Consider the following 12997-nt stretch of genomic DNA (forward strand, 5'->3'; position numbering starts at 1 on the left):
ACGTGTGCACACGACGGCCGGTCAGGACGCCGGCGCGGGCTCCAGCTCGGGCCGCGGCTGCCGCGCGGGTCCCGGCCCCGCCGGCGGCACCCCGCGCACCCGCGCCACCAGCGCCGGCACGACCTCGGCCCCGGCGGTGCCCGCCGCCGCGCAGCCGAGCACGACCAGCCAGGCCAGCGGGTCCAGCGGCGTGCAGCCGAAGAAGCGGCTGAGACCCGGCGTCTGGACGACGGCGGCGAGGACGGCGAGCGAGCCCGCGGCGGTGACCAGCACCAGCGGGCTGCGCCGGCCGGCCCACGCGGTCTGCCCGAGTTGGGTCGTGATGAGCGCGGCCAGGCCCATCGTCCCGGCCCGGCCGCGGAACCCGGTGAGCCGCCCGACGGTCCAGGCCGCGGTCGCGCCGGCGGTGGTGGCCGCCCCGCGGACCAGCACCATCCGCCGCACCTCCTGGGCGAAGCCGCGCCGCGGCCCGGCCTCGAGCACCGCGGCCAGCGGGTGCCCGGCCAGCGGGCCGTCGTCGCCGCCCGGGGCGGTGCCCCGCGGCGCGGCCACGGCGACGGCCAGCGCAGGGAACATGTCGGTGAGCAGGTTGACCAGCAGCAGCTGCCGGGTGTTCAGCGGCGCCCGCCCGCCGAAGGCGGTGCCGAGCACGGTGAACGCCACCTCGCCGGCGTTGCCGCCGACGAGCACCGAGACGGCGTCCTGCACCCGTGCCCACATCGCCCGGCCCTCGGCGACGGCGTCGACCAGCCGGGTGAGGTCCAGGTCGGTGAGGACCAGGTCGGCGGCGGCGCGGGCAGCCGGCGACTCGGCACCGGAGACGCCCACGCCGACGTCGGCCAGCCGGATCGCGGCGGCGTCGTTCACCCCGTCGCCGGTCATCGCCAGGGTCGCCCCGGCACGGCGCAGCGCGGCGACCAGCGACACCTTCTGCTCCGGTGACAGCCGGGCGAACACCGCGGTCTCGCGCACCATGCGGGCCCGCTCGGCATCCGGGGCGCGGGCGAACTCCGCGCCGGTCACCACGCGGTCGGCGCCGGGGACGCCGGCCTGGGCGGCGATCGCGCGGGCAGTCCCGGGGTGGTCGCCGGTGGCGACGACCACCCGGACGCCGGCGGCCCGCAGCTGCTCGACGGCCGCGACCGAGGACTCCCGCACCGTGTCGGCCAGCCCGACCAGCCCGCGCAGTGTGAGGTCGGCGGCGGCCTCCTCGAGGTCGTCGGCGCCGTCGTGCGCGCGGTCGGCGACGGCCAGCACCCGCAGCCCCTCGGCGGCTAGCTCCTGCACCCGTCCGGTGAGGTCCCCGGCGTCCCGGCACCGGGCGGCGACCACCTCGGGCGCGCCCTTGACCACGAGCCGGCCGTCGCGCACGGCCGCGGAGAAGCCCCGGCCGGCGGCGAACGGCAGGCTCTCCCCCGCATCGCCGTCGGGGCACACGCCGCGCTCCTCGGCCGCCTCGACGACCGCCCGGTCGGTCTCGTGCGCCTGGTCGTCGCCGTTGCCGACACCGGCCGCGACCAGCTGCAGCAGCCCCTCCTCGTCGAGCTCCCCGTCCAGCGGGATGAGGCGGGCGACGCGCAGCCGGTTCTCCGTCAGCGTCCCGGTCTTGTCGAAGCAGACGGTGTCCACCCGGCCCAGCGCCTCGAGCACCCGCGCGCTGCGGACGACGGCACCCCGCCGGGACAGCCGCCGCGCCGCGGCCTGCTGCGCCACCGTCGCGACCAGCGGCAGCCCCTCGGGCACCGCGGCGACCGCGACGGCCACGCCGTCCCGCACCGCGTCGCGCAGCGGGCGGCGCCACAGGACGCCGAGGCCGGCGACCACGGCACCGCCGGCCAGCGTCATGGGGAGCACCTGGCGGGTCAGCTCGCCCAGCCGCGCCTGGACGCCGGCCGGGGGCGCCGCGCCGCCGGCCGCCCGCGCCGCACGCCCGGCCTGGGTGGCCTCCCCCACCGCCACGACCACGGCGCGCCCGCGACCGGCGACCACCGTGGTGCCGTCGAAGAGCATGCAGCTGCGGTCGGCGACCTCGGCCCCCGGCGTCGCCGGCACCGACTTGCCCACCGACAGCGACTCCCCGGTCAGGTTCGACTCGTCGACCTCCAGGTCGACCGCCTCCAGCAACCGGGCGTCGCAGGCCAGCACGTCGCCGGGCTCGACCTGCACCACGTCGCCGACGCGCAGCGCGCTGCCGGGCACGTCCTCCCGGCCGCCGTCGGTCTCCCGGTGGACGACGACGTCCTGCTCCAGCAGCAGCGACTCCAGCGCCGTCTCCGCCCGCAGCCGCTGCAGGCCGCTCACCAGCGAGTTGGCCACGGTGACGCTGCCGACCAGGACCGCGTCGGTCGCCTCGCCGAGCATCGCCGTGGCCGCGGCGCCCGTGCCGAGGACCGGGGTGAGCGGATCGGCCAGCTCGGCGGCGACGGTGCGGACGAACCGGGACGGCCCGCGCACCGTCGGGTGCGCCCGGAGCCGGCGGAACCTGACCGGCCGGGCGTCCTCCGGAGCGGGCAGCTCGGCCAGCCGGTGCACCACCTCGTCGGGGTCCAGCGCGTGCCAGGGGGTGTGCACCGTCGGCGGCGGCACCGGTCGGCCCGCGGCACGGACGGCGGCCCAGGTGCCACCCAGCATCGCGACGGTCGTGGCGGTCTTGCCGGGCGAGGTCGCCTTCTGCTGCCCGTACCGCTCGCTGCCGACGGCGGCCAGCAGCGCGCCCAGGACGTTGCCGGTGAGCGCCGCCTGCACCGAGCGCCGGCTGACCGTGCGGGCCGCCGCCGTCGCCGCGACCACCCGGCAGGCGTCGGTCAGTCCCGGGCCGGTCACCAGGTCGGCGCCCCACGCGGGCGAGCAGCCGGGCCGGACGGGCGCGACGGACACGTCGGCGGCCAGCAGCGCGGGGCCGTCGGTGTCGCTGACCACGAGGACGCCGCGCCCGTCGTCCTGGAGCCGCCGCACCGTGTCCACCAGCGGCTCGTCCGCGGGGGCCACCTCGTCGGCGGCCGCGGCCACCTCCCGCGTGCCGGCGTGCGCGGTCAGCACCAGCCGGGTGCCGGCCGCGGCGGCCACGGCGAGCAGCGCCTCGGCGTGCGGGTCCAGCTCGCGGGCGACGGTCGCCGTGCCGACCTGGCGGCGGCCCTGGTACAGCGCCCGGACCTCGGCCCCGGGTGCGTCGTCGGTGCAGGTGGCCGGTCCGAGCCGCAGGCCGTCCTCCGGCTCGTCACCCTCGAGAGCCCCGACCAGCCGCGCGGCGGCCGACCAGACGCGGGCGTCGTCCCACCCCTCGGCGTCTGCGATGGCCTCGAGCACCACCGGCGGTCCGGTGCACAGCGCGTCGCCGTCCACGACGACGGTGTCGACCCGGTCCAGCCGGCGGTAGGCCGAGCCGTCCATCGGCAGCACGTCGCGGCGGCACAGCAGCAGGTCCAGCGTCGTGGCGAACGCCGCCCGCCCGTGGAAGGCGGCCTTCGGGTTCAGCGCCTTGAGCAGGTCGGCCGAGCGGCCGGGGCGCCCGGTGAGCCCGAGCAGGCCGAGCGCGGCGGCCAGCTCGGTGGGGGCCAGCCGCTCGGTGTAGGTCTCGACCGGGCCGGGCGGCAGGGGGCGCGGCCGCGGTCCCGGAGGCGTCAGGGGCTCCCGCTCGCCGTCGTCCGGCTCGGGGCGGCACAGCTCCCACTCGCGGCGCCGCCACACCTGCCGGTGGGCGCGCATCTCCAGGACCTCCTGGAACGCGGCGGCGGCGTTGAGCGCGGGCACGGTGGGGCTCTGCGTGAGCGCGTGCAGCAGGGCGCTGACCCCGGAGAAGGTGAGTTCGGTGCCGGTCGGGCCCACCCGCCGGTACAGCGCCCGCTTGAGCCACGTCTGGGACTCCAGCAGCGCGACGGCGAGGGTCGCGTGCCGGGTGAGCGCCGGGACCGGCGTCAGCCTGGCCGCGTAGGCGACGCCGACGGCCGCGAGGTCGATCCCGGTCGCGGCGAGCGCCGCGAGCAGCGGCTCCAGGTCGGCGGGGTGGTCCTCCCGCGCCGGGAACTGCCCCGTCCCGCCGCGGGCCTTCTCGATGGCGGTCACCGTGCCGACGAGGTCCTCGACGGTGACCTGCCGCTCGTCGAAGGCGACCAGGACCCGGCCGACGACGTCGTTGACGGTCGCCCACTCCACGCCCTCGAGCCGCTCGAGGTGCCGGCGCAGCGCGGAACGGACCTCCGGGGTCTCCTGCGCATCCGGCGCCAGCAGCTCGACCTGCACCCGGCCCCGGTCGGCCCAGACCCGGCGGGTGTGCCGCGCCGGCGGCGGCTCGACCATCCCGCGCGCGGTGTCCAGCAGGTCGTGCAGATGACCGTCGGGCAGCGGGTCGGCGCCGGTGACGAGGGTGCCGACGGCGCGGGTGCCGGTGACCGCGGCGGCGTGGGCCAGGGACAGCGAGGCGCGGGCGCCCCGGCGGGCGACGGACGCGGTCTCCCCCACGAGCCCAGCAGTGCCGCCCACGAGCCCGGCGGTGACGCCGGCCCCGGCCACGACACCGGCAGCAGCCAGCCCGGCGGCCGCGCCGAGCGCGCTGCGGGCCGCACCGAACCGGCGCAGAAGGGCCATCGGCTCCCCCGGAACTCGAACCCCGGAAGCTGGGTGGTTGCGGACGCTACGCCCGTCGGGGCGCGAGCGCGCCCCGCGCCGTCGCCGTCACCCCGCGAGCCAGTCCACCGCCTCCCCCGCCACCTCGGGTGGGACGACGTGGCCGCCGGCGAACTCGCGGTAAGTGACGTCGTGGCCGTCCTCGCGCAGCGCCGGCACGATGCGCCGGCTGGTCCCCTCGACCGGCAGGACGTCGTCGGCGTCGCCGTGCGAGACGAACACCGCCGCCCGCCCCTCTCGCGCCGAGCCGGGGACGAAGCCCGGGGAGAACGCGACCACCCGGCCGAACAGGTCGCCGTTGGCGAGGCCCAGTCCCAGCGCGTAGGAGGCGCCGTCGGAGAACCCGGCCACCGCGACGCGCGCCGGGTCGACCGCGACGGTCGCGAACAGCCGCTCGAGGGCCCGGTCGAGCAGGGCGGCGTCCTCGCCGAACCGGCCGGTGACCGCGTCCCACGTCGACCCGCGGGAAGCCGGCGCCAGGACCAGCAGACCCCGCGCCGCGGCCGGCCCGCCGAGGACCCCGAGACCCGCCTCGGCGTCCCCGCCGGCGCCGTGCAGGGCGACGACGAGCGGCGCCGGGCCGACCGTCCCGATCCCGGGGGGCACCTGCAGCAGCGGCGGCCGCTCGACCCCCAGGTCCACCGGCTGCGTCCCCGCCGCCGGCGGCGCGGCGGGAGTCCCCGGCTGCGGGCGGGCGGTCAGGCGGGCGGCCGCGTCCGTGCTCCCGGGCGCCCCCGGCAGCGCCGGCCCGCAGCCGGCGAGGACGCCGGCACCGGCGAGCGCCCCGGCGGCGCGCAGCAGGCGACGGCGGGTCCACGGGGACCCCGGGGCGGCCACCGTCAGCCGCCGCCGTGCAGGGCCGCCCAGAAGGCCGCGCGGACGCCGTCGGCACCCCAGGCGTTGGGCTCGATGAGGGAGCAGAACCAGAGGTCGCGCTGCTCCGGCCGGGCGTCGGGTCGCCGCGGGTCCCCGGCCACCAGCCCGTGGCCGCGGAAGCGCTCGGCGATCTCGGCCACCGCGGCGCCGTGCCGGGCGGCGGCCTCGCGCAGGGCGTCGTTGAGCTCCCCGATCAGCGCCACGGCGTCCGGCCAGGGCGGCAGGCCGAGCCGCGCCGCGTTCCCGGTGCCGTCGCTGGGGTCGTACACGGTGCCCACGACGACCCGGCCGCCCGGGGCCAGGACGGCGCCGATCGCGGCCAGCGCCGGGTCGAGCGCGGCCGCGACCCGGGCGACGACCGCACGGGCCGCCGCGGTGTCCCCGTACGCGCCGAGCAGGTCGTTGCCGCCGATGGTGAGCGTGACCAGCCGGGGCCGCGTCGGGAGCGCGGCGAGCCGGGGCAGCTGCGCCTCCAGCAGCGTGCGGGTCGTCGCGCCGTCGGTGGCCAGCAGCGCGAACGCCGTCCCGGGCGCGGTGCTGCGCAGGTCGCGCCCGCGCCACTCCGGGAAGTCGTCGTCCCGGTTGGCGTACAGCAGACTGGCCCCGCCGCGGCCGGGGCCGCCGGAGTAGTCGTCGATCGAGATGGAGTCGCCGAGCGCGACGTACCCCCCGGAGCCGGTCACCTCGTCATCGTGCGCGCGGAGGCGGTCGGCCGCGCCCCGCGCGGCGCCACCGCGGCGGCGGGGACCTCGTCCGGGCCCGGGAGGGACACCGGCCGGGCACCCGCGGAACGGCCCGGCTTGGGCGACATTCCCCGCTCGGTGGGCGGCCACGCCGCTGCCCTGGCTACCGTGGTAGGGGGAACGGGGGCCGCGGCGAGGGGACGGACAGGTGGACACGGCGCTGCAGGACGGGGTCGTCCGCGCCCGCGGGCCGCGCTACCGGCACGACGCGCTGTTCTTCTCCTCCCCCGGCGAGCTGGCCGCAGCGACGGTTCCCTTCGTCCGGGACGGCCTGGCCGCCGGGGACGCCGTGGTCGTCGCCGCCTCCCCCGCCACCGCCGACCTCGTCCGGACGGCCGTCGACGGCGACGAGCGGGTCCGCATGCTCGAGCGGGGCGAGGCCTACGCCCGTCGCACCCCCGCGGCGGTGACCGCGTTCCGGCGGCTGACCGACGAGCTCACCGCGGCCGGCGCAGCCGGCGTGCGGGTGGTCGGCGAGACCGACTTCGGGCGCACCGAGCGCGAGTGGCTGGAGTGGCAGCGCTACGAGGCGGTGCTGAACCGCGTGCTCGCCCCCTGGCCGCTGTGGGGACTGTGCGTCTTCGACACCACGCGGCTGCCCGAGCCGGTGCTGGAGTCCGTCGCCCGCACCCACCCCGCCGTTGTCGTCGGCCGCTCCCGCACGGCCAACCCGCACTTCGTCGACCCCGCGGAGTACCTCCGCGGGCTGCCGGTGCCGCCGGAGCCGCTGCAGGGCTCCGCTCCCCGGCTGGCCGTGGACGACGTCGCCGACCCCATCGCACTGCGGCACGCCGTCGCCGCCGAGCTGGCTTCCGTCCGGGGCCCGCGCGAGGTGGTCGAGGACTTTCTGCTCGCCGTCGACGAGACGACCTCCAACGCCATCCGGCACGGGGCGCCGCCCGTGGGCCTGCGGCTGTGGACCTCGGCCGACCGGCTGGTGTGCACGGTGACCGACGCCGGTCCGGGCCCGGACGACCCGTTCGCCGGCTACGGCCCGGCCCACGGCACCGACCTCTCCCGCGGCGGCATGGGCGTGTGGCTGGCCCGCCAGCTGTGCGACCACGTCGACATCAGCCCCGGACCGGACGGCGTCACGGTGCGGCTGACGACCGCGCTGCGCTGAGCGCCCCTGCCAGACTGCCGGCGTGCACCTGGTCCTGGAGTACACGCTGGCCGACGACTACCTGGAGCGCCGGGCGGCGCTGCGGGACGACCACCTGGCGCTGGCCCGGGCGGCCCACGAGCGCGGCGAGCTGCTGATGGCCGGGGCCCTCCCCGACCCGTACGACCGCGCCCTGCTGGTGTGGACGGCGCCGCGCGAGGTGGTGGAGCGCTTCGTCGCGTCCGACCCCTACGTCGTGCAGGGGCTGGTGACCGGCTGGACCATCCGGCCGTGGGCGGTCGTCATCGGGGCTGCACCAGGATCTTGACGTTCTCCTCCTTGTTGTCGACCAGCTCCCGGAAGCCCTGATCGACGATCTCGTCCAGCCCGATCCGCCCGGTGATGAACTGGAAGGGGTCGACCCGGCCGGCGGCGACCATCTCGATCGTCGCCGGGTGGTCGTCGGCGTAGGCGAGGCTGCCGAGCACACTGACCTCGCGGAACACCAGGTCGTTCATCGCGACCCGGGCGTCGTGACCCCAGATCGCGACGTTGACGCAGGTGCCGCCGGCCCGGGTCGAGCGGATGGCCGTCGCCAGCACCTGGTCGACGCCGGCGCACTCGAAGGTGACGTCCGCGCCGCGGCCCGCCGTCAGCTCGTCGACCGCCTCGACGACGTCGACCTCGCGCGGGTCGAGCACGGTCGACGCACCGGCGACGGCCGCCTTCTGCTTGCGCGCCTCGGCCGGCTCCACCGAGACGACCTCCTCCACGCCGGCGGCGCGCAGGGCGGCCGTCGTCACCAGCCCGATCGGGCCCGCACCGAAGACCACCGCCGAGTGGCCCGGGCGGGCGCGGGAGAGCCGGACGGCGTGGTAGGCGACCGCGAGCGGCTCGATGAGCGCGCCGACGTCGGTGCCCAGGTCGCCGAGGGGGTGCACCCAGCGCCGCTCGACCAGGACGTAGCGCGAGAAGCCCCCGCCGCCGCCGGAGAGCCCCACGAAGCCGAGGGTGCGGCAGACGTTGTAGCGACCTTGCCGGCAGGCGTCGCAGCGGCCGCAGACGACGTAGGGCTCCACGGCCACCCGGTCGCCGACCCGGACGCCGTCCACGTCCGCGCCAACCTCCGCGACCACGCCGGCGAACTCGTGCCCGAGGGTGACCGGCACGGTCTCGCCGGTCAGCGGGTGCGGCGCGCCGGCGGGGGGCGCGAAGATCGGGCCGTCGAGGTACTCGTGCAGGTCGGTGCCGCAGATGCCGCACCACTCCACCTCGACCAGCACCGTGCCGGGCCGCACCGCGGGCTCGGGCACCTCCTCGACCCTGATGTCGCCGCGACCGTGGAACCGGGCTGCCTTCATGGCGTCGTCTCCGTCCGTCGGTGGACCCCCGCGCGGGAGGCTGCCGACAGGACACCGCGACCCGCCCGGTCCCCGGCAGCGTTGCAGCCGGTTGCACCCGGCCCCCTGCCGGGTCCCGTCGCGAGCTTGCGAGCGGCGGGGGCAGGGGGTCCTCAATCAGGCAGCAGCCGGCGCAGCACGCCCTTGGCCGTCGCCCCGACGCGGTAGGACTGCACCAGCCAGGAGTTGCAGACGATGTTCGCGCCGGCCAGCGTTGGGACGACGAACTGGGTCACCCGCTGCCGGCGCTGCCACTTCGCGACCTCCGGCGGGGTGCCGGCGATGGGCAGGGTGGCGTCCTTGACCTCCACCTGCTCGCCGCGGCGCGCGGCCTCCTCGGCGGCCTTGCCGATCTTGTTGCCGCTGTAGGCGGCGTAGGCGGTGGCGCCCGCACCGGCCACGGCCAGGCCGGCCTTGAGCGCGCCGACGGTGCCGAAGCCCTGCTGCAGGGCGATCCGCCGGCCGCCGACCTGGGTGAGCCGCAGCCCGGCGAGCAGCGTGGCGGCGATGCCGCCGAACTGAGCGGGCTGGAAACGGCTCCAGGCCGAGCCCGCCACGCGGATGCGGTCGAGGCCCTGCGACAGGTCCTGGCCGGACTTGTTCACCCCGGCGATCCCCATCACCGCTCCGCCGAACCACAGGGCCGAGCCCAGGTCGTGCACCGACTGCGCGACGAAATGATTGTCGGTGTTGGTGGTCATCTGTTCCTCCGTCGGTGGTGTGCCCGCGTGAGTGGCCGCCCCTACCCGCACCCGCGTCCGCATAACGGGACACGCCCGTCCGGTCCGAGACACGCCGCGGGACCACTCCGGCCTGCAGGGAGGCGGCCGTCGGGGGTGTCGGTGGGGGGTGCGCGGCCCGGCTCGACGTCCTCACCGACCGCACCGACGTGCCCACGTGACCGGTCTCCTGCGGGGTACCCGCCCGGACGCGCGTCGCGTGAGGGAGGCTGGAGGGTGCGGCCGCGCCTCCCTCCCGGGACGGCGGGGCCGGAGGACAGCCGGTGGGACGGGCCCGCCGGCGACGAGCAGTGCAGGAGCACGTGGATGCCGCAGGGCACGGTGAAGTGGTTCAACGGCGAGAAGGGGTTCGGGTTCATCGCACCCGACGACGGAGGGCGTGACGTGTTCGTCCACTTCTCCGCGATCGCCGACGACGGTGGGTTCCGCAGCCTCGACGAGGGGCAGCAGGTGGAGTTCGAGGCCAGCGAGGGTCAGCGCGGGCCGCAGGCCGACTCGGTGCGGCCGATCGGCGGCGCCCCGCGCCGCCCGGAGCGCGGTCGGGACGACCGGGGCCGCGGGCGGGAGGACGACCGGGGTCGCGGGCGGGAGGACGACCGGAGCCGCGGCGGCGACCGCGGACGGCCGTCGCGGGGCGGGCGCGCCACGGGCACCGTCTCCTGGTTCGACGACGGGAAGGGTTTCGGGTTCATCCAGCCCGACGACGGCAGCCCGGACGTCTTCGTGCACTTCTCGGCGATCGCCGACCGGGGCGGCTACCGCAGCCTCGAGGAGGGCCAGCGGGTCGAGTTCGACGTCACCCAGGGCCAGCGCGGCCCGCAGGCCGAGGACGTGCGGCCGGCCGAGCGCGGCGGCGGCTCGCGGGACGGCGGCGGGTACGGCTCGTCCGACCGCGGCGGCTACCAGGACCGGGACCGCGGCGGGTACCAGGACCGGGACCGTGGCGGCTACCGCGACTCCGGCGGGTTCCGCGACGGGGGCCGGGACGCCGGGCGCGGCGGCGCCGGCGGGGGTCGCCGTCCCTCGGGCGGCGGTCGGGCCAACGGCACGGTGAAGTGGTTCAACGCCGAGAAGGGCTTCGGGTTCATCGAGCCCGACGACGGCGGGCCCGACGTGTTCGTGCACTTTTCGGCGATCGCCGACCGCGGCGGCTACCGCAGCCTCGACGAGGGGCAGCGGGTCGAGTTCGAGGCCAGCGAGGGTCAGCGCGGCCGGCAGGCCGACCGGGTCGACCCGGCCTGAGAGAGGGCCACCCTTCCCCCACGCCTCGGAGAAGGGCCCCGTCCTCCTCACCGCTCGCGAGCTCGCGGCGAGCCTCTGGACGGGGCCGGCCCTGGACGGGGCCTCGCGCCGGCGCCGCGCCCTCCGGGTGCGGCGCCGGCGGGCCCGCCGGTCAGAGCGTCCGGACGTCGGCCTCCACGGCCTCGAAGGCCTTGCGCGCGGCGATGAGCACGGGGTCCCAGACGGGCGAGAACGGCGGGGCGTAGGAGAGGTCGAGCGAGAGGATCTCGTCGACGCCCATCTCGTTCCAGATGCAGATCGCGAGCGCGTCGACGCGCTTGGCCGCCGCCTCCTTGCCGACGATCTGCGCGCCCAGCAGCCGCCCGCTGCGCCGCTCGGCGATCATCTTGACCCGGATCGGCTGCGCGCCGGGGAAGTAGCCGGCCTTGGTGGTCGAGTCGACGACGGCGGTGACGAACTCGTACCCGGCCGTCGCGGCCTCCCGCTCCGACAACCCCGTGCGCGCCGCCTCGGTCTCGCAGATCCGCGTGATGGCGGTGCCGATGACCCCCGGGAAGGTGACGTACCCGCCGCCGATGTTGATCCCGGCCACCCGGCCCTGCTTGTTCGCGTGGGTGCCCAGTGCCACCACCACCCGCTGCCCGGAGAGCCGGTGCACGGACTCGACGCAGTCGCCGGCCGCCCAGATCCCTTCGAGGCAGGTGCGCATCCGCGCGTCGACCTCCACACCTCCCGATGTGCCGAGCGGGATCCCGGCCTCCTCGGCCAGCCGGACCGCCGGCCGCACCCCCAGGCCGAGCACGACCAGGTCGGCGGGCAGCTCACGACCGCTGGTGGTGACGACCGCCCGCGCCCGGCCACGGGCGTCGACCTCGATGGCCGCGACCGGGTCGGAGAGAACGAGGTCGATCCCCTCCTTGCGGACGGCGTCGGCGATGAACTCGCCCACGTCCGGGTCGAAGGTGCCGACCGGGGTGGCCGAGCGGTCGACGACGGTGACGTCGAGCCCGCGGATCCGGCACGCCTCCGCGATCTCCAGCCCGATGTAGCCCCCGCCGACGACGACCACCCGGCGCACGTCCCCGCTCTCGAGCGCGGCCCGCAGCGCCGCGCCGTCGTCCAGCGTCTGGACGCCGTGGACCCCGGCCGCGTCGATCCCGGGCACCGGCGGGCGCATGGGGACGCTGCCGGTGGCGTACACCAGCTGGTCGAACGGTTCGACGCCGCTGCCGCCGTCGGCGAGGTCCCGCCAGTGGACGACGCGCCGGTCGAGGTCGATACCGGTGACCTCGGTGCGGATCCGGACGTCGACGCCCATCGCACGGTGCTGCTCCGGCGTGCGGGCAATCAGGTCGGCCTCGGAGTCGACGGCGTCACTGATCCAGTACGGGATGCCGCACGCGGAGTACGACGTCGCACGCCCCCGCTCGAACATGACGACGTCGAGGTCGGGGCGCCGCTTCTTCGCCTGCGACGCGGCGCTGCCGCCCGCGGCGTCCCCACCGATCACCACCACGCGTTCAGCCACGTCCGGGACGGTAGGGCGTCGCGGGCCGGTCCGCCGGGCGTGACGGGTCGCGGTCGGCCTGCCGTCCCGGGGTGGCGCCGTCCGGGACTCGCCGGCCGCCGACGGCGTGCGGCGGGTCGCGGTCACGGCCGGCCGCCCCCAGGTGGCGCCCGTCCCGCGACTCGCCGGCCGCCGACGGCGTGCGGCGGGGCTAGCGTCGGTCCATGACCGTCCCGCCACCTCCCGGTCCGCAGCCACCGTCACCGACGCCGTCGCCCGTGGACCCCGTGCCCCCGCCCGAGCCGGCTCCCTTCCCCGTGCCCGGCCCTGCCGACCCGTCGGCCCCGCCGCCGTCCGGACCCCAGCCGGTCTGACGCTCGCAGGGCTGCCTGTACCGCCGTCCGTACCGCTTCCCGCCAGCCGCCTGGTGCTCCCACCCGCCCCTGCCGCGCCCGTCGGCTGGGCTGCTGGGCGGCCGACAGCACCACCGCCACCGCCACCGCCGCTGCTGTCGCCACCGCCACCGCCACCGCCACCGCCACCGCCGTTGATCATGGGGTTGTGGCTGCTTGCTGCGGCGCGTCCTCGCGTGTCGTCGGCATCAACCCCATGATCAACTCCCCGGGGTGGGCGCAGCGCGACACCGCCGGTCTGGGCCGGCCCCTCCGTCGGCGGCGCGCGGTGGTGCACCCGGCGTCTTGGCTGGTCAGGGCCCCGGAAGTGTCGTACCCCCGGCCTAGCGTGGCGGCATGTTTTTCCGCGGC

At 77.5% G+C, this 12997-nt stretch carries 9 protein-coding genes; 3 read left to right on the top strand and 6 right to left on the bottom strand.

Annotated features, from left to right (window positions below):
- Positions 1–21: 21 nt before the first annotated feature.
- The 3 genes from BLW63_RS01245 to BLW63_RS01255 all read right to left on the bottom strand — a co-directional run bounded on the left by BLW63_RS01245 (position 22) and on the right by BLW63_RS01255 (position 6182).
- Positions 22–4584 carry a cation-translocating P-type ATPase gene (locus tag BLW63_RS01245; RefSeq protein WP_091150617.1) on the bottom strand — a complete coding sequence of 1521 codons (4563 nt, stop codon included), beginning with the start codon at positions 4582–4584 and terminating at the stop codon, positions 22–24.
- Between the two features lie 87 nt (positions 4585–4671).
- Positions 4672–5460 carry an alpha/beta hydrolase gene (locus BLW63_RS01250; protein WP_091150620.1) on the bottom strand — a complete coding sequence of 263 codons (789 nt, stop codon included), beginning with the start codon at positions 5458–5460 and terminating at the stop codon, positions 4672–4674.
- A gap of 2 nt (positions 5461–5462) precedes the next feature.
- On the bottom strand, positions 5463–6182 hold the full coding sequence (locus BLW63_RS01255; protein WP_170856581.1) for a GDSL-type esterase/lipase family protein: 720 nt from the start codon (positions 6180–6182) through the stop codon (positions 5463–5465).
- A 208-nt stretch (positions 6183–6390) separates the two neighbouring features.
- Between BLW63_RS01255 and BLW63_RS01260 the strand changes: the two genes are divergently transcribed.
- Together BLW63_RS01260 and BLW63_RS01265 are read left to right on the top strand one after the other, a co-directional pair.
- A complete protein-coding gene (locus tag BLW63_RS01260) occupies positions 6391–7365 on the top strand; it encodes a sensor histidine kinase (RefSeq protein WP_244522272.1) in 975 nt (324 codons plus the stop codon).
- Between the two features lie 22 nt (positions 7366–7387).
- Positions 7388–7672 (top strand): YciI-like protein, encoded by a 285-nt coding sequence (locus BLW63_RS01265; protein ID WP_091150624.1) that lies wholly within the window; start codon positions 7388–7390, stop codon positions 7670–7672.
- On the opposite strand, the gene BLW63_RS01270 is transcribed toward BLW63_RS01265, so the two are convergent.
- On the bottom strand, positions 7647–8705 hold the full coding sequence (locus BLW63_RS01270; protein ID WP_091150626.1) for a 2,3-butanediol dehydrogenase: 1059 nt from the start codon (positions 8703–8705) through the stop codon (positions 7647–7649). The two genes, BLW63_RS01265 and BLW63_RS01270, sit on opposite strands and share 26 nt — an antisense overlap.
- A gap of 152 nt (positions 8706–8857) precedes the next feature.
- Entirely contained in the window at positions 8858–9445 is a 588-nt protein-coding gene (locus BLW63_RS01275) for a hypothetical protein (RefSeq protein WP_091150628.1), read from the bottom strand.
- A 345-nt stretch (positions 9446–9790) separates the two neighbouring features.
- Between BLW63_RS01275 and BLW63_RS28835 the strand changes: the two genes are divergently transcribed.
- Positions 9791–10726 (top strand): cold-shock protein, encoded by a 936-nt coding sequence (locus BLW63_RS28835; RefSeq protein ID WP_091150630.1) that lies wholly within the window; start codon positions 9791–9793, stop codon positions 10724–10726.
- A gap of 151 nt (positions 10727–10877) precedes the next feature.
- On the opposite strand, the gene BLW63_RS01285 is transcribed toward BLW63_RS28835, so the two are convergent.
- Complete coding sequence (locus tag BLW63_RS01285; protein WP_091150632.1) at positions 10878–12254, bottom strand: FAD-dependent oxidoreductase; 1377 nt, start codon at positions 12252–12254, stop codon at positions 10878–10880.
- Between the last annotated feature and the right edge of the window lie 743 nt (positions 12255–12997).

The sequence above is a fragment of the Geodermatophilus africanus genome (assembly GCF_900107105.1).
GTDB lineage: Bacteria > Actinomycetota > Actinomycetes > Mycobacteriales > Geodermatophilaceae > Geodermatophilus > Geodermatophilus africanus.

Excerpts from the sequence above, each read along its gene's own strand:
- BLW63_RS01245 (WP_091150617.1), bottom strand. The coding sequence starts at position 4,584 with ATGGCCCTTCTGCGCCGGTTCGGTGCGGCCCGCAGCGCGCTCGGCGCG.
- BLW63_RS01270 (WP_091150626.1), bottom strand. The coding sequence starts at position 8,705 with ATGAAGGCAGCCCGGTTCCACGGTCGCGGCGACATCAGGGTCGAGGAG.
- BLW63_RS01275 (WP_091150628.1), bottom strand. The coding sequence starts at position 9,445 with ATGACCACCAACACCGACAATCATTTCGTCGCGCAGTCGGTGCACGAC.
- BLW63_RS28835 (WP_091150630.1), top strand. The coding sequence starts at position 9,791 with ATGCCGCAGGGCACGGTGAAGTGGTTCAACGGCGAGAAGGGGTTCGGG.